The sequence below is a fragment of the Pseudomonadota bacterium genome (assembly GCA_039815145.1).
Lineage (GTDB): Bacteria > Pseudomonadota > Gammaproteobacteria > Steroidobacterales > JBCBZW01 > JBCBZW01.
Genome location: JBCBZW010000025.1, coordinates 21824 through 46414, shown reverse-complemented (window position 1 = coordinate 46414; position 24591 = coordinate 21824). Strand labels below are relative to the sequence as shown.

The 24591-nt window shown below is 65.5% G+C and carries 23 protein-coding genes; 12 read left to right on the top strand and 11 right to left on the bottom strand.

Features of this window, described 5'->3' with window-relative positions; translation table 11 throughout:
- The first annotated feature begins 134 nt into the window (after positions 1–134).
- Positions 135–353 (top strand): hypothetical protein, encoded by a 219-nt coding sequence (locus AAF184_09240; protein ID MEO0422505.1) that lies wholly within the window; start codon positions 135–137, stop codon positions 351–353.
- A 17-nt stretch (positions 354–370) separates the two neighbouring features.
- On the opposite strand, the gene AAF184_09235 is transcribed toward AAF184_09240, so the two are convergent.
- Positions 371–1114: an endonuclease/exonuclease/phosphatase family protein gene (locus AAF184_09235; protein ID MEO0422504.1), complete on the bottom strand. Its 744-nt coding sequence runs from the start codon at positions 1112–1114 to the stop codon at positions 371–373.
- Positions 1115–1138: 24 nt separating this feature from the next.
- Here AAF184_09235 and cls point away from each other — a divergent pair, with 24 nt between their 5' ends.
- The 3 genes from cls to mmuM all read left to right on the top strand — a co-directional run bounded on the left by cls (position 1139) and on the right by mmuM (position 4927).
- Positions 1139–2551 carry a cardiolipin synthase gene (gene cls / locus AAF184_09230; GenBank protein ID MEO0422503.1) on the top strand — a complete coding sequence of 471 codons (1413 nt, stop codon included), beginning with the start codon at positions 1139–1141 and terminating at the stop codon, positions 2549–2551.
- Positions 2552–2725: 174 nt separating this feature from the next.
- Positions 2726–3883, top strand: a complete 1158-nt coding sequence (locus AAF184_09225) for an MFS transporter (GenBank protein MEO0422502.1) — start codon at positions 2726–2728, stop codon at positions 3881–3883.
- Positions 3884–3970: 87 nt separating this feature from the next.
- Complete coding sequence (mmuM, locus tag AAF184_09220) at positions 3971–4927, top strand: homocysteine S-methyltransferase (protein ID MEO0422501.1); 957 nt, start codon at positions 3971–3973, stop codon at positions 4925–4927.
- 25 nt (positions 4928–4952) lie between these two features.
- Here the strand turns inward: mmuM and AAF184_09215 are convergent, their stop codons facing one another.
- Positions 4953–5339, bottom strand: a complete 387-nt coding sequence (locus AAF184_09215; protein MEO0422500.1) for an MAPEG family protein — start codon at positions 5337–5339, stop codon at positions 4953–4955.
- A gap of 181 nt (positions 5340–5520) precedes the next feature.
- On the opposite strand from AAF184_09215, the gene AAF184_09210 reads away from it, so the two are divergent.
- Complete coding sequence (locus AAF184_09210) at positions 5521–6492, top strand: DUF6502 family protein (GenBank protein MEO0422499.1); 972 nt, start codon at positions 5521–5523, stop codon at positions 6490–6492.
- A 43-nt stretch (positions 6493–6535) separates the two neighbouring features.
- Positions 6536–7549: a DUF5666 domain-containing protein gene (locus tag AAF184_09205; protein MEO0422498.1), complete on the top strand. Its 1014-nt coding sequence runs from the start codon at positions 6536–6538 to the stop codon at positions 7547–7549.
- Positions 7550–8359: 810 nt separating this feature from the next.
- Here AAF184_09205 and AAF184_09200 read toward each other — a convergent pair.
- From AAF184_09200 to AAF184_09185, 4 genes are all read right to left on the bottom strand, one after another.
- Entirely contained in the window at positions 8360–9118 is a 759-nt protein-coding gene (locus AAF184_09200; GenBank protein ID MEO0422497.1) for a hypothetical protein, read from the bottom strand.
- A 496-nt stretch (positions 9119–9614) separates the two neighbouring features.
- The gene (locus tag AAF184_09195; protein MEO0422496.1) at positions 9615–10937 is read right to left on the bottom strand and encodes a serine/threonine protein kinase; all 1323 of its coding nucleotides are present in this window, start codon (positions 10935–10937) and stop codon (positions 9615–9617) included.
- A 65-nt stretch (positions 10938–11002) separates the two neighbouring features.
- Complete coding sequence (locus AAF184_09190) at positions 11003–12526, bottom strand: DUF4832 domain-containing protein (protein ID MEO0422495.1); 1524 nt, start codon at positions 12524–12526, stop codon at positions 11003–11005.
- Positions 12527–12741: 215 nt separating this feature from the next.
- Complete coding sequence (locus tag AAF184_09185; GenBank protein ID MEO0422494.1) at positions 12742–13683, bottom strand: polysaccharide deacetylase family protein; 942 nt, start codon at positions 13681–13683, stop codon at positions 12742–12744.
- 170 nt (positions 13684–13853) lie between these two features.
- On the opposite strand from AAF184_09185, the gene AAF184_09180 reads away from it, so the two are divergent.
- Positions 13854–14288, top strand: coding sequence for a DUF4440 domain-containing protein (locus AAF184_09180; protein ID MEO0422493.1), 435 nt, complete (start codon positions 13854–13856; stop codon positions 14286–14288).
- A gap of 43 nt (positions 14289–14331) precedes the next feature.
- Here AAF184_09180 and AAF184_09175 read toward each other — a convergent pair whose 3' ends face one another.
- Positions 14332–14556, bottom strand: coding sequence for a YheU family protein (locus AAF184_09175; protein MEO0422492.1), 225 nt, complete (start codon positions 14554–14556; stop codon positions 14332–14334).
- A 171-nt stretch (positions 14557–14727) separates the two neighbouring features.
- Here AAF184_09175 and AAF184_09170 point away from each other — a divergent pair, with 171 nt between their 5' ends.
- The 4 genes from AAF184_09170 (at position 14728) to AAF184_09155 (ending at position 18344) form a co-directional block, all read left to right on the top strand.
- Complete coding sequence (locus AAF184_09170; GenBank protein ID MEO0422491.1) at positions 14728–15405, top strand: high-potential iron-sulfur protein; 678 nt, start codon at positions 14728–14730, stop codon at positions 15403–15405.
- 174 nt (positions 15406–15579) lie between these two features.
- Entirely contained in the window at positions 15580–15996 is a 417-nt protein-coding gene (locus AAF184_09165) for a hypothetical protein (GenBank protein MEO0422490.1), read from the top strand.
- A gap of 95 nt (positions 15997–16091) precedes the next feature.
- Positions 16092–17195, top strand: coding sequence for an AraC family transcriptional regulator (locus AAF184_09160; protein MEO0422489.1), 1104 nt, complete (start codon positions 16092–16094; stop codon positions 17193–17195).
- Positions 17196–17258: 63 nt separating this feature from the next.
- Positions 17259–18344: an alpha/beta fold hydrolase gene (locus AAF184_09155; GenBank protein ID MEO0422488.1), complete on the top strand. Its 1086-nt coding sequence runs from the start codon at positions 17259–17261 to the stop codon at positions 18342–18344.
- Here the strand turns inward: AAF184_09155 and AAF184_09150 are convergent.
- Positions 18286–19452: an alpha/beta fold hydrolase gene (locus tag AAF184_09150; protein MEO0422487.1), complete on the bottom strand. Its 1167-nt coding sequence runs from the start codon at positions 19450–19452 to the stop codon at positions 18286–18288. The genes AAF184_09155 and AAF184_09150 overlap by 59 nt on opposite strands.
- 183 nt (positions 19453–19635) lie before the next feature.
- Between AAF184_09150 and AAF184_09145 the strand changes: the two genes are divergently transcribed.
- Positions 19636–20058 (top strand): hypothetical protein, encoded by a 423-nt coding sequence (locus tag AAF184_09145; protein ID MEO0422486.1) that lies wholly within the window; start codon positions 19636–19638, stop codon positions 20056–20058.
- On the opposite strand, the gene AAF184_09140 is transcribed toward AAF184_09145, so the two are convergent.
- The 3 genes from AAF184_09140 to AAF184_09130 form a co-directional block, all read right to left on the bottom strand.
- Positions 20055–21431 (bottom strand): hypothetical protein, encoded by a 1377-nt coding sequence (locus AAF184_09140; protein MEO0422485.1) that lies wholly within the window; start codon positions 21429–21431, stop codon positions 20055–20057. The genes AAF184_09145 and AAF184_09140 overlap by 4 nt on opposite strands.
- A 181-nt stretch (positions 21432–21612) precedes the next feature.
- A complete protein-coding gene (locus AAF184_09135) occupies positions 21613–22497 on the bottom strand; it encodes a DUF418 domain-containing protein (GenBank protein MEO0422484.1) in 885 nt (294 codons plus the stop codon).
- A gap of 79 nt (positions 22498–22576) precedes the next feature.
- Positions 22577–24571 (bottom strand): sulfotransferase, encoded by a 1995-nt coding sequence (locus AAF184_09130; protein ID MEO0422483.1) that lies wholly within the window; start codon positions 24569–24571, stop codon positions 22577–22579.
- Between the last annotated feature and the right edge of the window lie 20 nt (positions 24572–24591).

Sequence of the window (24591 nt, the reverse complement as noted above, 5' to 3'; positions counted from 1 at the left end):
GTCTCGATCCCGGACCCGCCATGCAGGTGCTGTACGACCGCTAGAATACGGTGAACACCAGAGCACCCGTCGCCTGGCGCTTTGGCAACACGTGCGGCAGGGAACCGTCAACGCTCCCGATTAAGGACGCTGTTTTGAACATACTGGCCTTTCTCATCGGCATCTTCGCGCTGCTGCTGGCGATCCCGTCGGCGTTGCCGCTGTTGGGGTGGGGGAACTGGATGGTGCTCCCGATCGCGTTGGTGGGCGTGCTGTGCGGGGCCGTGTCGCGCTCCGATAGCGGACGCAATTTCTGCTTGGTGGTCTTCGCCATTGCCGCCGTGCGCCTGATGGTGGGCGGCGGGATCATCTGATCGGTCGCTCGCCCCGCTTACGCTGGCGGACGCGGCAGCTGAAAGTCGCAGATCATCGGCAGGTGGTCGGACGCCAGGGAGTCACCGACGGCGAAGTGCTCGATCACGATGCGCTCATCGTGCAGGATGTAGTCGAGTTCTCGCTTGGGCTTATGGCTCGGATAGGTGCGAAGGCCCTGCGTATTGGCGCTGCGCAAGCCGAGGGCCTCTCGAAAGTGAGACAACTCCTCGGCGCCGCCGAAGGTGTTGAAGTCGCCCACCACCATGGCCGGGTTGGTCACCGGGCCGATCAGCTCTCGTAGATGGTCGAGCTGGTGGCGCCGATGGTGGGTGCGCAGGGACAGATGCACCAGGAAGATCGCTACCCCCTCCAGTTCCAGTTCGATCACCAGCCGCTTAGTGCCACGCGAAAAGTAATGGAAACGCTCCCCCAGCACGCGTGGCGCGGCGAGGAAGGCGTTGCCCTGCTTGCTGACGATCGGCAGGTGGAGGCCTAAGGAGGCGGGGCCGTACTTGCAGCGGTAGACGGAGTAGTGCCCAAGGGCGTCGGCGATCGCCTTCGCCTGATCGAGGCCCGCGCGGATCGACCCCCCGTCCACTTCCAATAGACCCACGATGTCGGGGTCGAGACCCGCGAGGTAGGCGGCGATGCGCTCGCGGTTATCGTCGTTGCGACGCAGATACCCGATGCCCGGAAAGGGCCAGTGCATGGCCTTGCCGATGCCGGCCCCGTAGCGGATGTTCCACACCACTAGGCGCATGGAGAGGGGTGTAGTATCGCTGGCATGAGCGCGTTATCGGTGGTGCCCCTGGCGTTGCTGCACGTGTTGCCGGCAGCGCTCGCCAGCTATCACATCCTACTGTACAAGCGTGACGTGCGCGCCGCGTCCAGCTGGTTGATGGTGTGCCTGCTGGTGCCCTACGCGGGCCCCATCGCCTACTACTTCCTGGGTATCAACCGCGTGCGCGTCGGCGCCCGGTCGCGCGGTCGCGGGGTGTTCCACGTGGCCCACGAGTCCGCCCGCACCCTGGCCCTGCGCGATGAGGAGGTGGGGGAGTCGGGATTGGTCGGCGTAGGGGAGCGGATCACGGGCCAGGGCCTCGTCGGAGGCAATGCTCTCGATGTGCTGCACAACGGTGATGACGCCTACCCCGCCATGCTGGCGGCGATCGACGCCGCGCAGGAGCAGATCTGCTTCGCGACCTACATCATGCGCGCGGATGCCACGGGTAAGCGTTTTATCGATGCCCTCGTCGAGGCCAAGGCGCGCGGTGTGCGCGTGCTGGTGCTACTTGATGGCGTCGGCGAGTTCTACTCCCGCGGTCGCCCCCGCGCCTTGTTGCGCGAGGCGGGGGTGGAGGTGGAGAGCTTCCTGCCGCCGGGCTTGCGCTTCCCGGGGTTCTCCCTCAACTGCCGCAACCATCGCAAGCTCCTCACCTGCGACCACGACGTGGCGTTCGTGGGCGGCATCAACATCGCTGAGGACAACTGTGAGACCGCGCTGCGTTCACGGGAGATCACCGATGTGCACTTCCGCTTGAGGGGCCCCGTGACGCGGGAGATCCGAGCGCTGTTCGCCCGCGATTGGCAGTTCTCCACGGGCCGCGAAGCGCCCGCCATGCCGGCGCGGCTAGCTGAGTCGCCTGGGCAGTGCGAGTGTCGGGTGGTGGCGGACGGGCCGGACGAGAGCATCGACTCGCTGGCCTTGCTGATCCTCGCGGCGATCGGCGCCGCCCAGTCGTCGATTCAGATCATGACGCCCTACTTCCTGCCGAACAGGCAGATGGTGGCCGCGTTGCAGGCGGCGGCCCTGCGAGGGGTGAGCGTGCAGGTGGTGTTGCCCGCGCTCAACAACCTCCCCGTCGTGCACTGGGCCAATCGCAACGTGCTCGCAGAGCTCACGGCCTGGGGGGTGAAGATCTACTACCAGCCGGCTCCCTTCGCCCACAGCAAGCTGCTCTGCATCGACGATGGCTACAGTTTGATCGGCTCTGCCAACCTGGATCCGCGCAGCTTGCGCTTGAACTTCGAGATCGGTGTGGAGGTCTTCTCGCGCCGTTTGACCGAGCACTTGCGCGCCCACATAGCAACGACGATCGAGCGTAGTGCGGCGCTCAGCCATGAGTCCTTGTCTTCGCGATCGGTGATCGTGCGCGTGCGCGATTCGCTGGCGGCGTTGCTGAGTCCCTACCTGTAGGCGTTGGGGGGCCCGCGGCTCCCGGGCTTGCGCCGTTCCTGTTAGCCTGACGCGCCTACCCGTCACTCGATCCAACCGCTCGGGGGAGTTCTGAACACGCCACTGCAGCCGGACGCCGTTGGCGATGCGCCGCCGGACCGCCTACTTCAGCGCAACCTGCTGTGTCTGCTATTGATGCAGGCGATTTTCAGCGCCGGGTCCGTGATGCTGGTGAGTGTCGGCGGGATCGTCGGCAGCCAGTTCGCGCCGTCCGGCTTCGCGACGCTGCCCGTATCCCTGATGGTTCTGGGGACCGCGCTCGCTACAGTGCCAGCGAGCCTGTTGATGTCGCGTGTGGGCCGTCGCTGGGGCACGGTGGGGGCCTCTACGCTGGCGATCGCAAGTGCGCTGCTCGCCGCCAACGCCGTGGAGCATCAGCATTTCGCTTTCTTCTGTTTGGCCGCCGTGGGCATCGGCGCCACCATGACCTTCGGTCAGCAGCTGCGATTTGCGGCGGCTGAGTGTGTCTCCCCAGCGCGCGCCGGTCAGGCGGTGTCGTTCATTCTCATGGGCTCGATCGGGGGCGCGTTCCTCGGCGCCGAGCTGGTGACCCGAGGGGCCGGCGCGGACGGTAGCGTGCCGTTTCGTAGCGCCTTCCTGGGGCTGGCGGCGGCTCACGTGGTGGCGGTCGTGCTGGTGGGCATGATGAGGCCCCTCGCGCCGCCCGCCGCTCACGCATCCTCTCCGCCTGGGTCGGCTGATGGGGTACGCCCCTTGCTGGAGATGGTGCGATCGAAGGGCTTTGCGCTGGCGGTGATCGCCGCCGTGGTCGGGCAGGGGGTGATGACCTTTTTGATGACCGCCACCCCCATCGCGATGCATGTGGTGGACGGGCACGCTGTCGCGGACACGGCCGCCGTCGTGCGTGCGCACGTGATCGCCATGTACGCGCCATCGCTCCTCTCGGCCCTGTTGATCGCCAAGCTCGGGGTACGCGGCCTGATGTGGGGAGGAACCTTGCTACTGCTCGCTTGCGTACTGGCGGGGTTTGCAGGCCACGAGGTCATGCACTACTTCGCCACGTTGGTGCTGCTCGGGGTGGGGTGGAACTTTCTCTTCGTGGGCGGCACCACGGCGCTGGTTGCAGCCTATCGCCCTGCGGAGAGATTTCGCGCGCAGGCGGTCAACGAGTTCTGCGTGTTTGGCACCGCCGCTGTGGCCAGCCTGTTGGCGGGATCGACGGTGCTGGCCGTGGGGTGGGAGCGACTGCTCCTGAGTGTGGTGCCCGTCTTGCTGTTTATGCTGTCGCTGCTGAGCGTTGTACTGTTGCAGGGGCGACGGCACCCTGCGTAGGGCCGGGCGAGGTGATCGTGCGGTCTTACCCATCGATCTCATTAGGATTCTCCTGATGATCGATCACGGTCGAAGCTGACGGCTGCGATGTTGTCGCCAGGCACGCTGCGGGAGCGTCTGGGGAGCGATGGGGGTGCGCCCGTCATCCTCGACGGTGGGCTCGCCACCGCCCTCGAGGCGAGGGGTTTCGATCTCGACGATCCCCTCTGGTCCGCGAAGGTGCTCATCGAGGCGCCGGAGGCGATTCGCGAGGTGCACGAGGCGTTTCTGCAGGCCGGTGCGGATTGCATCACCTCGGCGAGCTACCAAGCCAGCCTGCCCGGCTTTGCGGCGCGAGGGATCGACCATGAACACGCGCGAAGGCTCATCACCCGTGCCGTGGACCTCGCTGTGCAAGCCCGTGATGCCTTTTGGGCCCAGGAGCAGAACCGCGCGGGCCGTGTGCGCCCGCTGGTAGCGGCGAGTGTGGGGCCTTACGGCGCGTACCTCGCAGATGGCTCGGAGTACACCGGGGCATACGGGGTCGAGGATGAGGCGCTCTACGCCTTCCACGCCGAGCGCTGGCAACTCCTGGCGGCGAGTGGGGCGGATCTGCTCGCGTGCGAGACGATTCCCTCCGTCCGCGAAGTGGCGGTGCTCCTGCGCCTGCTGCGCGAAACACCTAACGTATCCGCATGGTTGAGCATGAGCTGCGGCACCGGCGAGTCCTTGTGGGACGGTACGCCGATCGCTGAGGTGGCGCGCCTGTGCGAGGCGTCCGACAACCTGGTGGCGATCGGCGTGAACTGCGTGAAGCCCGTGCTGGTCGAGCCGTTGCTCACGCGGCTCGGCGAGGCCACCCCCAAGGCGCTCATCGCCTACCCCAACGCGGGCGAGGAATACGACGCAGCGACACGACGCTGGCTGCCGGCCCCAGGGGTCACGGCGCAGGGAGGCGAGGTGAGCGCCTGGTTGGCCGCCGGGGCCCGCCTGCTCGGTGGCTGCTGCCGGGTCGGCCCCGAACGCATCCGGGCGCTACGCGCAGCGGTCGACCGGGCCCGATGACCCGGCCTACCCGCCACGCGCTACCTCAGGTGAGCGCCTGCCACAGGCACAGGCCGGCGGTGCCGATCATCACCAGCTGAGTGATGAGGGTGCCCGCGACTCGCCCGAAGCCGACGCCACCGAGCATCCCCAGCGCATGCAGCACGCGGGCCAGGACGAAGGCACCCCCCAGCACGTGCACCATCAGCGCGCTGGCCCCAAGACCCGCGAGGGCGAAGAGCCCGATGAGCACCATCGGCACGTCTTCCACGGCGTTGCCCTGGGCGCGGATGGCCCGCAGCATGGCGTCGTTGCCGCCGTCCCCGAGGAAGACCTTCTCACGCATCCGCGTGAAGCCGCAGTTCCCTTTCAGGTACACCATCAGTAGCAGTAGCAGTCCGGCGTAGAGGGTCGCCGCATCGAGGCTGGTCATCCATCAATCTCCTTCTCGAACGTCATCGAATCAGGTGGTGCGGCACTGGTTAGCGCCGCCCTCCCATTAGGTCTTGTCTGCTGCCGTTTTCTGCGCCGCACCGCGCTGGCTGCCCGCCGGGTGCATTTGAGTCAATATGTCTCACGTCAGAATTGTGATCTAAATCATTGAGTTATTAATCATGTGGGCGGCCGCGGGTGGCTTCGTAGTCGCTCAGCAGCGGCGTTTTGAAATTCCGCACGGGCCTGGGGCATCCTACGGGCCCCGATGTGTCGGACAACAATTGATACCAAAGGACACAGTGGCAGATATCAGCTCCTCAATCGGTACCTTCGTTCGGCGCATGTTGCGTCCGATCGTGAGTATCACCTTGCGGTCGGGCATCACGTTTCGACAGTTCGCAGATCTGCTGCGGCTGGCCTACGTGGACGTGGCCATGAAGGAGTTTGGTATCGACGGGCGTCCCACGAATATATCGCGCGTCGCCATGTTGACCGGCTTGACCCGTCGCGACGCGAGTCGCCAGCGCGACATCCTGGCCGGTGAGGAGTCTCCCACGGGCGACCGTGTGCACAGCGCTGCACGGGTGCTGATGGGGTGGCACACGGACGAGGCATTCCTGGATGAGCAGGGCGGTCCTCTGACGCTCCCGATGGAGGGCGAACTCAGCTTCACATCGCTCTACAAGCGCTACAGCGGGGCGGATATTCCCCTGACGGCGATGCTGAAGGAACTGATGTCCGTGGGCGCGGTCAAGCGTGAGGATGACGGCGCTCTGCGTCCGCTCACGCGCTACTTCCAGCCGGAATCCACCGACCCCCATGCGATCGAGCGTGCGGGCCTGGTGCTGGCGGATCTGGGTACTACCGTACGCCACAACATTTACCGCGAAGATCCCGCGCAGAGTCGTTTCGAAGGTCGTGCCTGGAGTGCGGAGATTCCGCTCAAGCACGCACCGGCCTTCCGCGCGTTTCTCGAAGAGCGGGCTCAGACATTCTTAGAGGACGTAGACGCCTGGCTGATCGCACACGAGAATTCGAATGATGCAAACGAAGAGAGCGTACGCATCGGCGCCGGCGCCTACGAGATTCACACGATTATCGACGAGCAGCCCACGCAGGCTGCTGCGCAACCAGTACAACAAGAGCAATAGGTCAATGGGCGGACCACACGACACGAATACACTGGAGAGATGCATGAATAACAAGGACGTTGCCATGCGTTGGTTGGCACTGCCCCTACTACTCGCCGTGGCGGCGATAGCGGTGGCGGCGATCGACCGAGGAGGCGTGGCACGCGGTATCGTGGCCAACGGGCATATCCGAGATATCGGAACGCTCCGGGTGGCAGGTGTGGATTACGACGTAAGTCAGGCGAAAATCGTCATCGACGGCGTTCCAGGTGCGGCCTCGGAGCTGCGTCAGGGGCAGCTGGTGGAACTGCGTGACATCGTGTACACGCACGCGAGCACCGGCCCCGAGACCCTGCCGACGGTGGGGCTCGTGACCTTCCGCGATGCAGTTCAGGGGCCGATCGACCAGATCCGTATCAACGGTGATGGCACCGCTCAGCTCACGGTGCTCGGCCAGCTGATCACGGTGAACCGACGCACCCGGATTTCGCCGGAGCTCGGCAACGGCTTCTCCCGTTTTCAGCTGAACCAGCGGATCGAGGTGAGCGGCTACGCAGGGCTCAGCGGCCGTCTGCTCGCCACCCGCATCGACCCCGCCCCGGCGGGTGCCTTCGAGGTCACCGGCGAAGTGGTGGCCGTGCGCGGTGATCACCTGGTGATCGGCGATCAGCTCGTCGACTTCTCCCGCGCGGTGGTCACCGGCTTCGGTCCCTTCAAGCCGCGTCGCGGCGATTGGGTGGAGGTGCGTGGCGTGTTGCAGCGTCCGGTGCTGAAGGCCATCGGCGTGAGCCGCGAAGACCGCGGTCTGCGTGGCGAACCCCTGCAGGAGATCGACATCGAGGGCCTGGTGACCGACGTGAAGCCGCTGGTGGGCCGCTTCGAGGTGGACGGCACGCCGATCGAGCTTACCGAGAAGACTGTCTTCATCGGTGGCTCCTTCGACGATGTGATCGCCGGCCGCCTGATCGAGGTGGAGGGCGAGTACGACGAGTACGGGCGCCTGGTGAGAGCTCGCCACGTGCGTATCGGTGAGCCTTCCAGCATCGAGCAGGACGGCGTCGGCGCGGTCGCCCGCTAGCGACAGCACCCCGGGGACGCTGCGCGTGCCGTTTTTTGCGCACGCGCGGCGCTCTGGGGATCCCACTCCTGGCGCTCTGGGGGCACCATTGAGAGCAGATGTATCACCCGTGCGGCCAGGCACGATTATTCCCCGCGAGCGCTTGTCAGTCCCTGGACGTTGCGCTCCAATCACTCCCGCGAAGCTTTTCCGCCAAGCTCTTAAATGAGCCTAGCTAACAGAATTACTTGCACGAAAGTGCGAGGACCTCGCTCGCAAATCAGCCAGGCCACAGGCTTAAGTCGAAAAGCTACGTAATGAAGTGGTCCCTAGTATGGAGGTGAGGATCTCCCTGACCTCACCTCCACTTTTTCTTCCCCTTGTAGCCCCTCTGCCTGAGCGATTTCGTTCGCTCGGGCTGCTCGCGTTGTGCCGTCGCATTCGCCAAGCGCTCGCCTTTGTGAGCGCCCTTTTGCGCAAACTCGCGCGAGTGCGGATGAGTGATGAGCCGCCGCGAGGGTGCGATTGAGAGCAGAAGTAGCAGCCGTCGTGCGGCGCGCGATTATTTCGCACTCCTGCTTGTCACCACAGGGTTGCTGCGCTCAAATCAATCCCGCGAAACGCCTTTGCCAATCTCTCGTCAGAGAGCCTAGCTAACCGAATTACTCGCATGAGAATGCGAGGAACTCGCTCGCAAACTAGCTCAGGTCCGTTGCTCCCAAAGAGGCGTTTCGCACATTGAAGTGGTCCCTAGTACTTGGGAGGTGAGGGTTCCCCGCCCTCACCTCCACTTTTTTCCCCGCACCTCAACCTCATCGCCATGCCCGTGCTTTACGGGGTTGTGCGTGATCGTTTGGCTCGGCGGAGGATTTCCTCCGGCAGTTCGAAGGTGCTGGGTTCGGGCTTGCAGTGGATGATCGCCGGTAAGGTGTCGATCGAGTCGAGCACTTCGATCGGACGTTGCTGGCGAGCCGTACAGTACGGGGTGACCTGGATTTCCACCTCCCCGTAGGCGTTGGTGTACGACTCGGGGATATCGCCCCGCCGTCGTCTCGCTGGGGGAGCCTGCAGGGGAATCACCGGGCCCTCCTGAGGTCGGCCCGAGAAGTGCGAAGGGCGCTCTGCCCGATCTCGCGCATCAGCGCCACGCACGACCTCGCTGGCGATGGCATCCCAGTCCGCCGGGACCGATGGTTCGGCGCGGCGAACGCTCGGCAGCGCCGGTGGCCCGGCTGGCACGACGATCGATCGCGGGGCGATCGGCTCAGCGTCGATGGCGGGTGCCGAGGGGGGTGCTACGGCGAGGTCGGCGCCGAGGGTCGGAGCACTGGAGGGTGGCGCCTTCGCGGTCACGGCGGCTGATCGGATCTCGTCACGTCGTCGCTCGGACGTTGCCTCGGGGGTGGTAGCACGTCGGTAGAACAGCAGCGTCGGGTTGCGCGCGTCAGCTTCGACAGAAACCGAAGCGTCCTTTCGGATCAGAGCGAGCATGGCGAGGAGCAGCGCCGCCGTGACGGTGGCTGCCCCCACGCAGGCCAGGGCCAGGCGCACGGTCGCTTCCCGAGGTCCTCGTCGCCTCTTCCTAAACATGTCCGCCTCGCTCCAGGGACCGCCCACCCACGCCGCGAGAAGCGACGCGTGGCCAAGGCGCTAGCAGATGGACCGGTTCGAGAAACGATGGTTCGAAAGACGGCCGGGCGAGGCCGCTGGGCGGGAGGGTAGGGGTGAGTTTGCGCATATTGCGGTGCGCCGAGCCCCCGATGCTTGCCGCTGGCGATCGCAATTGAGAGCAGATGTATCAGTAGTGACGTAGCGGAGGTGGATTGTCGTGAGGTGCTTGTCAGGGCTGCGCGGTTGCGCTCCAATCATCCCCACGAAGCTTTTCTACAAGAAAGATATACAGCCTAGCTAACCGAATTACTTGCACGAAAGTGCGAGGACCTCGCTCGCAAAATCAGCCAGGCCACCTGCTCCCCAGAGGAGCTTCGTAACTGAAGTGGTCCCTAGTACGGAGGCAAGGGTCTCCCTGCCCTTGCCTCCACCTTTTTCGCCCCTGTCGCCTTTTGGCGTCAGCCGAGGCGGGCGATCAGCGGGCCGACGATCCTCTCCCGCTCGCGCGATACCACGCACCGGTCACGAAGCCTTCGCGGATGCGCTGAGGGTGATCTCCCACGTCCACCCGGGCGATCTCGCGCGCACCATCGATGTCGATCACCGACATCTGATCCGTGCCGCTCCAGGAGACGAAGCACCGCTCGCCGGTCTGATCGGCGACCACCCAATAGGGCTTTTCACCCAGGCCGCTCAGGATCTGGGCCTCGAGGGACGCCACGTCCACCAGAGCGACGTAGTCGTCCATGGTGCCCGCCACGCACAGGGTGCGATCGTCACCGCTGATGGCGATGCCGTGGTGAGCGGAGTCGTTGATGTACTCGGTCCGTTTGGCGGTGGTGACCTTGGGCAGGTCCGCCTTGCGCAGGATCCGACCCTCCTCCAGGTCGTACTCCACGAAGCCGTGCAGGAAGGACAGCTGGAAGTAGAACAGGCGCTCGTCCGCGCTGTGCGCCATGGGTCGAACCGCGGGACTCACGTCCGGCAGGCCGAAGGCGTCGAGCTTCTCGCGCATGTCCCAACGCTCGAGCACCTCCATGGTCTTCGCGTCGACCACCTGGAAGCGACGCTCCCCCTTGGCGAAGCCTCCGCCGAGGGAGTCGAAGGGCGAGAACACGCGCCCGATGCTGGCGTGGAAGATGCGCGTGCCGTCCTTCGAGAACACGTTCTCGTGGGGTGAGTCGCCGGTGGGGAAGCGGCCGAACTCCTCGCCGCTCGCCACGTCGATGACGTGCACCACGTTGCCCGTGGAGGCGGACACGGCCACGTGGCGGCCGTCCGGCGAGAGGGCCATGTGGTCGGCGCGCACGCCGGCCACCTCGAAGCGCCAGTCGATGGCGCCGGTGTTGATGTCGATCGCCACCACATCGGCGAAGCTGGGGCGCGATACGATCAGCCGCCGCCCGTCGAGGGTGCTGTACATGTCGTCGACGTACTGGTCGTTGCCCTCGCCGATCAGGTGGCGAATGCCGAAGAACATCGTGCGGTCGACGAAGTCGGCCTTGATCGCCTGCAGTCGCTCCTGCTTGTCCGGGATGCCGTTGATGGTGCCGAGCACGCGGTAGTCGGCAGCGTCGACCACCGTGATCGACCCCTGCCAGTTGTTGCCGACGAAGATCACCGCCTGCGGGCTGGCGCCCTCCGCCGTACCCCGCGGAACACTCACGGTAGCGGCGGGTGGCGGCTCACGCAGGGTCTGGTCGATGGCCCTGAGCGCGCTGAACTGCAGCGTGCCGAGGGTGATGGCGACGGCGAGGATGACCAGGAGGACGGAACCGAGAATGAGCCGTTTGAACATCGCGACAGACCGATGGTGGGCAAGGGCCGTGCATCATAGCGCACGGCCCTTGCTCGGCTCCCGGGCTAGTAGTGGACCGTGTCGTCCGCCATGGGGTCGTCGAACACCGTGTCCGGCGGCAGCTGACCGCCGCCATCGACGTCGATGGCCACCAGCCCCAGGGGGTGGCGGCCACCGGTCCAGTAGTTGGCTGTGGCGAAGCGCAAGCTCGGCTGGCCACTGGCCGGGTCGAGGACCGCGATGCTCAACACGTACTCCCCGGCGGGCGCGTCCACGGCGACGTCTGCGCGAATGCGGTTGACCCGCGGCGGTGTGCCCCAGGCCAGCGGCATCGGCGACCAGCCGTCGGCCACGACCCAATCGGGCCATTCGTCGCTCGCCACCCAGGCGGGTTCGGTCCAGTCCTGGCCCGGGTGCCATTCGCGGATGTCCACGCCGTCCAGCGTGGTCGACCACACGACCTCCCGGCTGCTCGGGTCGTGCAGGGCCAGTTCGACGGGCCAGTCGTAGTAGAAGGGCGCGGATCCCTCGTTGCTCACCCAAGCGGCGAAGCGCAACACGCCGCCGCGCACCCGCTTCGAGGCGATGACCTGGTGCAGCACGAAGCGATAGCCCATCGCTCGCTGCAGCACTTCGGCGCCGGCGCGCGCCACCGGATCGTCTTCGTCGTAGGCGGAGATCCAGCGCAGCTGGCTGCAGTGCAGCCAACGGATGGAATTCTCCACGAAGTCCCGGTGCACGGGATCCGACACGCTGTCGGTGGGTGAATCGCCCGGTTGGATGTGGGAGCTGCCCCAGTTGTAGGCCACCTCACCACCGATGTAGGTGCTTAGGTAGCGATCGTCGGTCCGATTGACCTCGGCGACGCCACTGCCGTGGCCCCACATCTGCTGCTGATGGGCCCACGAGTCCCAATACTCGCCGAAGGAGAAACCCGAGAAGTCCTCCCATACGTGACGCACGGACACGTGCTTATCCGGGAAGGCATCGCGGAACGCCTGCCCCACGAGAGCCTGCATCGCGAGGGTGGGATCCGGCGAGTGATGCTCGCCCCATTTGCCGAAGATGCCCAGTTCGACGAAGGCCACCCGAGGATCGGTGTTCCAGGCCTGGCCGAGGCGATCGACCAGTCTTGTCACTCGCTCCCGAAACTGGGGGCTCTCGTAGTCGTCAGTGACCATGTCGTCGGGCCAGTACTTCTCATGATCCGCATCCCAGTGCAGATAGACGCGCGGGATCACCTTGATGTTGCGCGCCTCGACGTCGCCGAAGACCCGATCGGACACCTCGAGGATTTTGTCTAGGCCGTCCGAGACGTCGTTCTCCAGCTCGTTCCACTTGAAGTAGTGATGGGTGAGGGTGGCCCACTCGTTGTCGCTGCCGCCGTTGTTGGTGAAGCCTTTGAGCGGGTTGCGTAGGGCCCGTTCGTAGGCGAGGGGCCGGATCCGCGTGAAGCGCTCGCTGGCCTCGGCGCCGGCCAGGGTGGGCTGGGTGTCGGCTAGGCCGACCGCCGAGGCCAGCAGAAGCTGAGCGCCCGCAACGGTGGCGATGGTGAGCCCCAAGCGGGGCGGTGGTGAGTTCATCGTCATGCCATTACCTCGTGTGTGCGCCAGGGTGCAGCGAGGTGTGTGCGGATGCGCTCGCGAGCTCCGGCGGGTCGTCTCCCGGTCGTTCTGCTTTTTCCCTACGATACGGGAGGGGGCCGAGGGGCGAGACCTGACTCCGCAGGCCGACGAGCGAGCGCGTGCTCGCTCAGCGGAACCGGTAGGCCAGGTTTGCTCTACCAGCGAGAGACGTGCCTGCGCTATCGCTCAGACGTTGATGGCGCGGGCGGGAGTGCACCGCTGCGCGCGAGCATCACATCCAGCATTCCCTCATCGATCGCCCAGGTCCACATGGTGTTGCGAGAGCGTCCGGCGTCGGCGGCCAGGGCGAAGACGCGACCTTGGCTCGTGTGGCGAGTCTTCGGTGTAGGTAGCGGGGCGTCGTAGGCCGCGTCGGGACTCACGATCGTCCAACCGTCATCGCGTAGGGCGCGCACGAGGTCGTCGGCGAACATCGCCGCCAGGTCGTTCTCGTGCAGGAGCAGCACGTGCACTGGCGATTCGCCCAGCATCTGCGCGGCGATGCTGTCGTAGTACTCGGCGGTGTAGGTGAGCATGCGCACGTACAGGCGGCCGAGGGCCTCATAGTTCACCGGACGACCTTCGGCGAGGGCGTCCTGCAGGGCCTGGTCGAGGTACCAATCGTAGTTGTCCACGGTGACGTAGCCGTTCACCAACTCCCGTTCCTGCAATCCGTCGGCGATCGCCTGGATCCGAGCAGGTTCGCGCCCCTCGTCCAAGAAGGGGAACCGGAACCAGGGCCGGTAGTTGGGCATCTCCTTCAGGTAGGTCTGCGCCTGGTCGACGTCGGCCAGGTACGCCGCCACCTCGGTGCGGTGGGCCCACGGGTGGGAGTGGGTGTGGTTGGCGATCAGGTGGCCGGCGGCGGCGTAGCGCTCGAGGCGCTCGCGGCCATCGCGCTCGCGCTCGATGCCCTGGGTGGTGGCGAAGAAGGCGACGGGGCCCGCGTCCACGCTGGCCAATGCATCGATTAGGGCGCCGGCGCGCTCTTCGCCCGAGTACACGAGACCGTCCGCGCGCGGGGCGTCGTCGAAGGTGAGGGCGATGCGCTTGCTTGCGTAGCTCGGGCCCGAGAGGGCAAGGCACAGGGCGAGCAGGGGAAGGGTGCGGCGAAGGGTCATGGACACTCCCGGGAGGTGGTGGGCCGATTAGGGTGCGACGCTAGCACGCGCGGGCGATGTTGCCAGCGCCGTTGCTGCCGGGCGGAGTACTATGGTCTCGCACGTGCGCTCGAAGGCGTTGGGGCGCTGAGCGACTGGTCGACGACAGGGAGATGAGGATGACGAGGTGGGTGAGGCTAGGCTGCGCGCTACTGGTGGGTGTGACATGGATGCTGCCGGCCCAGGCGGACGACGCCGAGGACATCAAGGCCACCCTGGTGGCCATGTGGGCGGCCCTCGAGCGCGGCGACGTCGAGGCCTACGCGCAGCACGTGCATCCGGACTACACGCTATTCGGCGAGGGCGACGTCTACCTCGCCAAGGGCAAGGCGCTCGAACTGCGCGCGATGGAGGACTGGACCTCGCGTGCAACCGGGGTGCATACGCAGATGCACCAACCTGAGGTGACCGTGCGCGGAGATACCGCCTGGCTCACCTACTACTGGACCGACTCGGGCATGATCGGCGACGAGCGCTTCACCAGTCGCGGCAAGTCCACTCGCATCTTCGTCCGCGAGGCGGGCAAGTGGCTGTGCATTCACGGTCACTTCACCCAGGTGCCCTAGCGCGAGCTGGCCTGCGCGCCCTAGGGCGCTGCCAAGGGGACTACTAGGTGGGCGGGGGATCGTCCGCACGGCGCAGGGTGACCGTTTCCGAGTCGGGGTCGAACCAGATCTCGGCGCTGCCCGCGTCCAGCTGGGCGCGCACCTGCTCGCGCTTGGCCTCGAGCGTTAGCTCGTGCTGGCCGTAGTCCGTGCCCTCGCGCAGGATGAAGTCATCGATCACGCCCACCAGGGCATCCTCGGACAGTAGTTGCGAATCGATCTTAATCACATCCAGAAGTCTACGTGACTGGCGCTGTAGGTGGCATGGTTGTCGCGTACTCGAGGTTGGGTGAATCGCAAAGAAAAATAGCGACGCTACTGCTTTCCTACGCCTTGCGGCACTATGCACGGTCTCCGTTATGTTTGTCGGATCAACACATCGCCACCCTGGGAGAGTCATATGAGCGAGCGAGACGCGAAGCAGGATCGTAGAGAAGTCATCAAGCTGCTTGGTACCAGCGCAGCGGCGCTACCGGTCCTGGGCCTCGTCGGTTGCGGCGGGGGAAGTGACTCCGGTGGCGGCAGCACGGCCAGCGAAGTCGCGGCGGACGCGGCCGAGGCGATCGAGAAGACCGCTAACGACGCCGCCGAGATGGCGAGCGATGCGGCCTCAGCGGTAGAGCAGGGTGCCAGCGATGCGATCGACGCGGCAGCCGACATGGCGGACGATGCAGCGAACACCGCCGCGGACATGGCGGACGATGCAGCGAACGCTGCGGCGGACATGGCCGACTCGGTGGCCGATGAGGCGCAATCGGTCATGGACAAGGCTGAGCAGGCCGTCGGCGATGCGATGGACGCCGCTGAGCAGCGCGTCGAAGACGCCGCCGGCGCCGTCGGCGAGATGGTCGATGGCAACAAGCTCGACGAAAACAGCGCCCAGGCCACGAGCCTCGGCTACAAGCACGACGCCACCGCCGTGGACAGCGGTGCCCAGCCGCGCTACGCCGCGGGCCAGGCGTGCGCCAACTGCCAGCTCTTCCAGGGCGGCAGCGCAGCGTGGGGCGCGTGCCCGATCTTCGCGGGTAACCTCGTGAAGTCGACGGGCTGGTGTAGCGCCTACGTGGCCAAGGGCTAAGGCAGCCGTTCCGATCGGGGCACGGCGATGGTCGCCGTGCTCCGGGATCACGTCGTCTCAGGGAGAGGAGCACGCGACGTGCGATTTCCAGCGTTGCGCGCGCCAGTTGTCCTGGCCTGGCTCGTTGCTCTCTGTGCAGGTTCCACCCGTGCGGATGAGACCTGCGAGTTCAGCATGTCGGGGTTTCCCGGCGAGAGCTTCGAGGCGGACGTCCACTACGTTCGCCTCGAAGAAGATCGCTTGCAGCTGGCGATCGAAATCGACGGCATCGAGGGCCCCCACCGCGCCGAGCTACGCCTGCACTACGGGGTGCCCGTCACGTTCTCCACCCCGGATCAGATGCCTACGCATCGCGCACCCGCGCTCTCCAGCAGCATGCGGCTGGAGGCGGCCGCAACAGGCAGATGGGTGTCTCACCTGGCGCTCTCGCCAGACTTTCCCCACCTCGCGTTCGAGCTCTCCCTTCGTCAGGTAAGCGGCGACCGCCTGCACTGTGAGGAGCGCTACTTCGCTCGCGTGCTCTCGGGCAGTGTGCCGCCGAGGGGTGACGGGGGGCAGCTCGTACGCTTTCATCCCCTGGATGCCCACTAGGACAGACGCTTGGAACGTCTCAGGGCCGTTCCTGAGACGCCGAGGTAGTGTGCCGACAGGTACGCTGGGCGATCCTCGAGGATCGGCCGTGCACGATGAGTCTCTCCACTGACGTACTCGCTTGGGCGCTCGCTGCAGGCGTCGCTCAGGCCGCTTTCCTCACGGTCGCCCTGCTCACCCTGCGCACGCGCAACGGCGAGGCTGCGCGGTGGTTGGCCGTGCTCAATGGCTTCCTGGGGGCGATGCTGTTCGGCGAGTTGCTGGACATCTCCGAAGCCGGCCGCGACTGGCCGCTCGGGTTGGTGTTGGAGTTCGCCCTGCCGCCTGCCTTGTACCAGTTTGTTCGCGCCGCGATCGCGCCGGTGGGGAGTGGACGCCCGAGGCACGTCGCCCTGCACTTCGTTCCCCTCGCGTGCGCTGCGTTGGCCGTGGCGGTTCTCCTTGGGCGTGCGGGGGAGCACTCAATCGGCATCGCGCACCCGCAGTTGGGCACTGCAGTCGTCGCCCTCGTGTTGCTCAAGTCGCTTAGCTTCGCGACCTACGGCGCGATAAGCGTGTGCTTGCTGCTTGGGCGTCTGCGAAGCAGCAAACGCCGCGAGCGTCCCCGCCTGCGCCACCTGCTGAGTTGGCTGGGAGCGGTGTTGTTCGCCGTGTTCTTGAGCTACGCCGCACTGCTCGCGCAGGTGATCGGCTACGCCCCCTTGGGGGATGCGGATACCCTGGGCGCACTGGTGAGCGTCGGGGTGATCTTCTTCTTCGGCTACTACGTGTTGAGCCATCCGGATGCGTTGAACCGCCCGCCGCCGAGCTCGCCGCCAGCGTCCGCCAACGCCAAGGAGACGAGGCAGGTCGTCGCGCTGTTGGCCGAGCGCCAACCCCATCTGGATCCCGAGTTCACGCTGCAGGCCTTCTCCGAGCAGACCGGGCTCGCCCCGGATACGATTCGCCGTGCGATCGATAGTGAGCATCAGATGGAGGTTGGCGAGTACATCACTGCCCAGCGCCTGGCGAGTTTCTGCGCGCTGGCGCAGGATCCCGCGAACACCCAACGCACTGCGCTCGAACTCGCCCTGGACGCAGGGTTCCCGAGCAAGGCGACCTTCTACCGCGCCTTCGCCGCGGCGTATGGCACCAGCCCCGCCGCCTATCGAAAGTCGCTACTCACCGCCTCGAACGAGACGTCTCAGTCCGCCACCTGAGACGACTTCACCTGCGGGCAGTGCGCAGCGTTAGGGGAGTTACCCGTCACCCTGGAGTCTCCCATGCGCAAGCTATTGCTTCTCCTAACACCTCTACTAGCTTTTTCGCTCTGCGTCGGGGTATTCACCTGGAGCCAGCATCTGCGTCTTCACGGAGAGGTGCGAGAGGGCGAGTTTGCGAGCGCGGACGGCGTGGTGCTCGCGGGTTCGCTATTGGTGCCGAGGGCGAGTGGGGAAGGCCCTTACCCGGTGATCATCCTGCTGCACGGGTCTGGCGCCGCCGCTGGCCTGCCGCCCTTCGTCACCGCCCACGCCAACGCCCTCCTGCGTGAGGGTGTGGCGGTGTTGGCCTACGACAAGCGAGGCTCCGGGCGTTCCGGCGGTGAACTCGCCGAGGCGACCTACGCAGACTTCATCGAAGATGCTCTCGCGGCGCTGCGCTTCGTGCGCACCCTGGACGATGTGGATGATTCGCGCGTCGCCGTGTTCGGTTCCAGTGAGAGTGGCTGGTTCACACCGGAGATCGCGGCCCGCGACGGCGCGTTGCGCTTCATCATCAATCGCGCGGGGCCGCCGACGAACTGGATGACCACCAATTTGTGGGAGATCCGCCACGAGCTACTCGCGGCGGGGCTGGACGATGAGCCGACCCTCGCCACCATCGCCGCCCTACGCTCGGACATCTGGCACTACTACCGCGAGGCCGCGCGCGCCAAAGCCCCGCTACCCGCCCAGCGCGATCAACTCTCCCGTCGGCTGCAGGAAGTGGACGCCCAGTGGTTGGCGGTGATCGGGATGCGTCTCGCGGCCTACGATCAAGCGCGCTTCGAGCGCTACGCAGCCGACATCTTCTACGACCCCAGCCCTTACCTCGAGCGATTGGACGTGCCGCTGCTCGTCTTTTTCGCTAGTGATGATCAGAACGTGCCGACGAGGTTGGCCGTGCGCACCTTGACCCACCTGCGAGATGCGCAGGAAAAGCGCATCGAGCTACACGTGTTCGAAGGCTACCGTCACGGGATGGCCCGCTGGCACAACCTCTTCTCTCTGGGCTACCCGCCCGACTACCTGCCGACCATGGCCGCTTGGGCTAGGGCTCAGTTCGCCTCTGAGTCATCGCGGCCTGCAGGGCCTGCACCGCCTCGATGATCGCCTCCTGCTCCACTTCCTGCACGAAGTGGATACCGTCTCGACTGATGGTCTCGCCGACGATGTTCGCGCCACCCCACGCCTCGCGCACGTTGTCGATCTGGGGGTAGATGAAGTCGTCGTCGGCGCCGATGCAGAAGCGAGCACCGTCGCGGAAGCGGCAGGTGCTCTCCGCGGGGCAGGCGGGGTCCACATCCACGTCGCAACGCAGGGCGCCCCACATGCGATCGTCGTGCCCCCACAGCAGGTACAGCGGACGGTCGCTGAATTGCGTGCGCATCGTCGCGCGGCTGCGCGCCAGCAGGGGTGCGCTCAGGAGCAGGTTCTGCGCAAAGATGTTGGTCGGCGCCACGATGTCGGGGCTCAGGGGAAGTTCCGTCTGTGGGTCCAGGAAGGGGCCCCAGTAGGCATCGCGCACAGCGATGAAGTCTTCGCTGCCCACCTCGCCGTAGAGCGACCCCAGGCTGATGCCGACGTCGCGCGGCATGCGGCCGGTGGTGCGCCATTCGTCCTCGTTAACGATGTTGTCGGTGGAGAAATCGACCCCGAGGTGGTTAACTCCGGGGTTAGCGAAGCTCATCGGTTGCAGGAAGGTGTTCATGATGAGGAATGCGCCGTAGCGATCCGGTGCGTTGGCGGCCGCGCTGATGCCGACGGGTGCGCCCCAGTCCTGCACTACAAGGATGAGGTCTCGCAGGTCGAGCGCTTCGACGAAGGCGGCGACGGTGCTCGCGTGATCCCGTGGCCGGTAACCGAAGTTCGCGAGCGACGGCTTGTCTGAGAGTCCGAAGCCGTAGAGGTCCGGGGCGATCACGCGGTAGCCCGCATCGCGCAGGCCCTGGGCGATATCCCGGTACAAGTACGACCAGGTGGGGTTGCCGTGGAGCATCAGCACCGTGGCGATGGGGTCGGCGTTCGTCTGCTCGTCGAAGTAATGCACCGTGCCTTGGCCTAGGGTGATGCACTGGTGCGTGAACGGGTAGCGCACGGGGTCGACGGGGAAGGCTGGCGTCCAGTCCGCCGGGCAAGGGGCCGCGGCCGAATCCGTGATCAGGCCCAGTGCGAGCGCACCGAAGCCCATCAAGTTCAATAAGTTGCGACGGGTCATGCTCAGCTCCTTGTCCACGGCGCGGCGTGCCTGCACGGGTTTGCAAGTCGATCCCCAAGGGGCGCTACCATGAGCGCTACGGCCATTTGAGACTAAGAGGTGAGCCATGGCTACGCGGATTCCGATCACCGGTACGACGGCGGGGTTCAATGCCGCTCACGCGAGGGTGAGCTCATGAGGGCCATGCCCACAAATGGCTGGGATCGGGCGGCGCTGGTGCTGGTGGGGATCAACCTGATCGTCGCCACGGCGCACTGCCTGGACAACATCGTGTTCTTTCATCGCTACCCCGAGCCCGACTGGATCACCGGTCCGCACATCGTGGACATGCTGTTCATCGTCGCGCTCATCGGCTTGGCGGTGGGCTACTTCGCCTTCCGTGCGCGACGTCGTGGGATGGCGGCCCTCGGCCTCGGCGTCTTCTCTCTAATCAGCGTAAGCGCCCTGGGTCATTACCTCTACGCGCCGATGTCAGCGCTGACCTTGCGTATGAACTTGCTGATCCTGCTCGAGGCTGGTGGGGCGGTGGTTCTCGCAGGGTTCGTGGTGCTGAGCCAATGGCGTTGGCAGCGAGGGGTGATCAGGAGTCTGCCGCCACCTCGCTAGAACGCTCCGTTCCTCCTATCGGGGGCGTTGGGTGCCGCGGACTCGGAGGCCGAAAACGAGGCGAGGGACTCCATCAGCGTTGCCGTCTCTCGAAATAGCGTGCCGTTGTTTACACCGCCCGCCATGGCGCCGAGCATGCAATGCGCCAAGTCGCTCGACGCCTCGGGGTCGACTCCAGGAACCCTGAGCACTACCGCCCGTTGTATCTGTGTGGCCACCTGCCATCCGTAGCCGGCCGTCGATCGTCTGCGTGCTCGGTACTGTCGGACGTGGCCGTCCTTGGTCACGCGGGCGGCAGGTGCATCCTTTGCCCAACCGGTATTCGCAGCGAGAAAATGCTGCGTCGTCTTCGCGATGGCCCGCTCGAGGTCCGACACGGTGAGGGCGTGATCGGGATCGCTGGAGTCGTCGGGAAGATGCTCTCTGAGGCTGAGAAGGGCTCGCAGAATGATGCCCGTGTAGGAGGCGTCACTGTCGTGGAGTTCATCGGGGGCTCCCTTCAGCGCCCAGACGCCGTCCTCTCGTTGACGGTCCTTCATCCCGTTGAAAAGATCCACGGCCTGGTCAAGAAAAGAGACGTTGCCACCCACCGCGTACGCTGCCAGCAGGGCTTCGATGGCCTGCGCGCGAACGTTCAGGTAAGCCCGGTTGATCACCTTCTCCCTGAACTGGGTAATCCACTGCGCCGCGCGAATTAGGGCTTGCCGTAGCCGCTTCTCGAGTTGGGGTGTCAAGGTCCCTCGCTCCTCGTGGAACTGATACGCCAGCAACAAGGCCCGGGTCGCCTGTGAGGTCGAGTAGGTGCTGCGGATCGTTCCCGCGGTCTCTTCCCAGTTCAGCGCGGAGGGGACGCCGGGAGATGCCAACCCTCGGTACACCAGATAGTGTCCATCAGGCTGTTGCACGCGGAGCAGGAGATCCGTCGCCGCTGCGATCTTCTCGAGGCTTCCCGGCGGTGCCTCTCCTCGGCGTTCGAGACGCATGTAGGCGATGGCTCGCCGGGCAATGTCCCGGATCAGGGGGTGTGTGGAGTTGTTGCGTGATCGGTACCACTTCGCATACGCGCTGTGGTCGTCGGCTCCTGCGAAGCGCGGTGCGTCGATCTTCGCCGTGAAGTAGCCACGGCCCCAGACGCCCTCACCCCAGGACGCAGAGCCGAGAACGTACGGTGTCTCACCGGGCAGTACGTCACGTGGCGCGGTCAAGCTGACCACTTGCTGCGGGTCGTAGATGGCGTCCGAGAAGTCGTGCAGGACGGCGATGGCGGCCTGCGTTTGCGCGAGTACCTCAGCTCGACCCACGCCATCGGCGCAGCGTTTCCAGCCTTGGGCCTCAACAGGGCTGTCGGCGAGGGACTCACTACCCCCGGGCATCGAACATGCTGCGCATGCCAACAACGCGAGTGCTGTGACGGTGAAGTGCGATCTTGGTTTGCGCATGACCGGAAACGTCCCTTACGCAGTGGGCCTTGCCCATGCACCTTCGGATCGGGCTGGCTCTTCGGGATTACAGATGATACATCTCAAGCCCTGAGACTTGCCGAGCGCTCGACGGTCAAGATCGAATCATCTTCTGACGTTCTCCATAGGTGAGTGAGCGCCAAAGCCACTCCAGCGGACCGAAGCGGAAGCGGGCGAGCCAGAGCGGTGCTGCCAACAGGAAGGTGGCGCAAACCAATGCGGTGATGATCGTGAGTTCGCCATAGGTTCTAGCCGCAAGCTCGCCCGTCAGGAAGCCTGTTTTCAGCAGCATCACCGACAGCTTGTCGAGCCAATCCCGGCCGAACACGAATAGATCCAGCATGTAGAACCGAACGGCGTCGAGGCGTGCCGACACTTGGTCGCTCGAGGTTCCGAGCATGATCCGTTGCACCTCGAGGTGCATGTCGGGCCCGTCCTGCCAGAGTATGGGGATGGCGTCGTAATGAACGGGAAACACAACCCCTGCGACGAAGAGTGTAAGCTGGAGGAAAACCGCTATCGTGAGCAGCGCAGTCGCCGTCATTTTCACAAAGAGAATCGCCAGGAATCCTACCAGGGCGTACTGCACGAGGATGTCACCTTCCCGGATGAAGATGAGGTGGATCGCACCGAAAGCTGCTAGCCAAGCAAGGCGCCGCAAAACGACCGCCAGAGCAACGGGCTTCTCGCGTGCGAGGAGCAGCGCCAAACCTGCTCCGAACAGCGCCGTAAAAATAGTCACGAACTTTCCATGCACCAAGAGGTTGTGCAGGTAGCCGATCAGTTGGTCGTATTCGCCTTGCCAAAGAGATCGATCGGCGTAGTGGTTGTATCCGTTCGCCATCATCTTGATGTTGACGACGAAGATCATCAGCACCGCAAACCCACGCAGCACATCGAGGCTTTGCAGGCGACCTGCGCCGACGGTGGGGGCTGCTGTCCGTTCAGAAGGCGTGCTGGTCTCGAAGGATGCGGTCACGAGATCACCGGTTGCCAGGGGATGCTGCGACAATATCCCACGCCGTCTAACGGAAGCTCAAGCCTATGAAGTCTAGTCGCTACTGCCCCTGCTCAAGGGCCTCCCGCAAGGGGGCAAGCCATGGCTCGAACGCCCGCCACTGCTCCGTACTCCCCCGATCGATCGGCCGGCGCACCTGTTCCGAGCTGGGCGTTCGCACCGCTCGCTCCGTCTCCCAGTAGCGCAGGCACTGCGCTTCGAAGGGCAGCTCGCAGTACTCGAGCAAACGCCGCACCTGTCCCTCGAGGTCATCCACCACATCCTCGTGACGTATGCGCAGCACCTTGCCGGGCAGCACGCGGTCCCAGTGCTCCATCAACCGCACGTAGTCCGCGTAGTAGCGCCCCACATCGTGCAACGAGTACGAGAACTCCTGCCCCTCCGCGAACAGCTGCTTGAAGGCACTGAAGCAGCACGCCATCGCCTCACGCCGCGCGTCGATGATCTTGGCGTTCGGCAGCATGAGGTGAATCAGCCCGATGTGGCGGAAGTTGTTGGGCATCTTGTCGACGAAGCGCGGCGCCCCGCGGCGATGGATACGGGCTTCCTTGATGTACTGCTCACCAAAGCGTACGTAGTCCTCGGCGCTGAGGTCGGCCAGGATCGCCGGATAGGCGCCCGCCACGGCGGACCTATCGCTTGCGGTGTCCGGCCGGGGGCGGCGGCGGAGTTGCTGAGAGAGGGTGAGTACGTTCGGCAGCTCCAGGGTGCCGTCCACCTGGCTGTGTGAGGAGAGAATCTGCTCCAACAGGGTGGAGCCAGCGCGCGGGAGGCCGACCACGAAGATCGGGTCGGGTGCCTGGTGGCCATAGCCGCCCCGCGCCTCGAAAAACTCGGGCGTGCAGACGGCTTGCTGGGCGGCGAGCTCCGCGCGCATGCGATCCGCGTCGTAGCGGCTCTGGCGGCGCTTGATCTCGTTGCCCTCGGCGTAATGCGTGAGGCTCTCCTCGTAGGCCTGCTCGTCCTCCCGCGCCTTCCCCATGGCGAAGCACAGGTACACCCGATCCTGGTGAGGGAGGTCGCGTACCTCAAGCTGCGCTCGCATCTGCTCGAGCTGCGCCGAGGAGAACTGATAGGTCTTCAGATTGGCGAGGGAATACCACGCCTCGCCGTGGCGGGGCTGTGCCTGGATGGCCCGCTGGTAGGCGGCCACGGCCTCGTCGTAGCGTCCGCAGGTCTTGAGTGCGTGGCCCTTGGAGGTGAGCGTGACGGGATCGTCGGGCAGGCGTGCAAGGATGCGTTCGAACTGTTCGAGGGCGGAGTCGTAGTCGCCGCGTTGCATCGACTCGACGGCGAAGATGGACTGGAACTGGACGTTGTCGGGATCGCGCGCCAGCAATGCCCTCGCCTGGGCTTGCGCCTTCTCGAACTGTTGGCGCTTGCGCAGGGCGGTGATGTAGTCGATGTGGGCCGGGATGTGGTCCGGACTCAACGTGACGGCGCTCTCAAGGAGGAACTCGGCGTCATCGAGTACGCCCAGCTGCATGGCGATCTGCGCCAGCAATCGCATGCCCTCCACTTGGCGCGGGTGCCGACGCAGGAACGCGCGGCAGCGTTCTTCCGCTTGCAGCAGGCGCCCCTGGGCGAGGAGGTCGTGCACCACCAGCAGTGGCTTCGGCAGCTGCTCCAGCTGTTGCCGTTGGGTCGCTACCTGCTGGGCGCGTGCGCCCTGGCCGCTCGCTGAGAGGAGCTCTTCGAGGGCGCGCCAGCTGGCGAGAAGCGCGGGGTTAAAGCGGCAGGCAGCGGTGAAGGCCTCGATCGCGTCCTGCGCGCGACCGAGCGATTTCATCAGGTGGCCACGCTCTTGATGGCCGCGGCCATGCTGGGGATCGAGCGCGAACAGGCGATCCAGGGTCTGCTGCGCGCCCTCGGGTGCGCCCTGGTAGCGCAGCACGACGGCCAGCAGGTACAGGGCCTCGAGGTCCTCGTCTGACTCCTGGAGCCGCTCTTCGAGGGTGCTGCGGGCCGCGCCTAGCTGGCCGGCCCGCATGAGCGCTTGCACCTGTGCCGTCAGCGACGGCTCACCGTTCGCCACGGCCTTATCGCGAGGGCTCG

Coding starts and splice junctions, on each gene's coding strand:
- AAF184_09235 (MEO0422504.1), bottom strand. CDS start 1,114: ATGCGCCTAGTGGTGTGGAACATCCGCTACGGGGCCGGCATCGGCAAG.
- cls (MEO0422503.1), top strand. CDS start 1,139: ATGAGCGCGTTATCGGTGGTGCCCCTGGCGTTGCTGCACGTGTTGCCG.
- AAF184_09225 (MEO0422502.1), top strand. CDS start 2,726: ATGCAGGCGATTTTCAGCGCCGGGTCCGTGATGCTGGTGAGTGTCGGC.
- mmuM (MEO0422501.1), top strand. CDS start 3,971: ATGTTGTCGCCAGGCACGCTGCGGGAGCGTCTGGGGAGCGATGGGGGT.
- AAF184_09215 (MEO0422500.1), bottom strand. CDS start 5,339: ATGACCAGCCTCGATGCGGCGACCCTCTACGCCGGACTGCTACTGCTA.
- AAF184_09210 (MEO0422499.1), top strand. CDS start 5,521: ATGTGGGCGGCCGCGGGTGGCTTCGTAGTCGCTCAGCAGCGGCGTTTT.
- AAF184_09205 (MEO0422498.1), top strand. CDS start 6,536: ATGAATAACAAGGACGTTGCCATGCGTTGGTTGGCACTGCCCCTACTA.
- AAF184_09200 (MEO0422497.1), bottom strand. CDS start 9,118: ATGTTTAGGAAGAGGCGACGAGGACCTCGGGAAGCGACCGTGCGCCTG.
- AAF184_09195 (MEO0422496.1), bottom strand. CDS start 10,937: ATGTTCAAACGGCTCATTCTCGGTTCCGTCCTCCTGGTCATCCTCGCC.
- AAF184_09190 (MEO0422495.1), bottom strand. CDS start 12,526: ATGACGATGAACTCACCACCGCCCCGCTTGGGGCTCACCATCGCCACC.
- AAF184_09185 (MEO0422494.1), bottom strand. CDS start 13,683: ATGACCCTTCGCCGCACCCTTCCCCTGCTCGCCCTGTGCCTTGCCCTC.
- AAF184_09170 (MEO0422491.1), top strand. CDS start 14,728: ATGAGCGAGCGAGACGCGAAGCAGGATCGTAGAGAAGTCATCAAGCTG.
- AAF184_09165 (MEO0422490.1), top strand. CDS start 15,580: ATGTCGGGGTTTCCCGGCGAGAGCTTCGAGGCGGACGTCCACTACGTT.
- AAF184_09160 (MEO0422489.1), top strand. CDS start 16,092: ATGAGTCTCTCCACTGACGTACTCGCTTGGGCGCTCGCTGCAGGCGTC.
- AAF184_09155 (MEO0422488.1), top strand. CDS start 17,259: ATGCGCAAGCTATTGCTTCTCCTAACACCTCTACTAGCTTTTTCGCTC.
- AAF184_09150 (MEO0422487.1), bottom strand. CDS start 19,452: ATGACCCGTCGCAACTTATTGAACTTGATGGGCTTCGGTGCGCTCGCA.
- AAF184_09145 (MEO0422486.1), top strand. CDS start 19,636: ATGCCCACAAATGGCTGGGATCGGGCGGCGCTGGTGCTGGTGGGGATC.
- AAF184_09140 (MEO0422485.1), bottom strand. CDS start 21,431: ATGCCCGGGGGTAGTGAGTCCCTCGCCGACAGCCCTGTTGAGGCCCAA.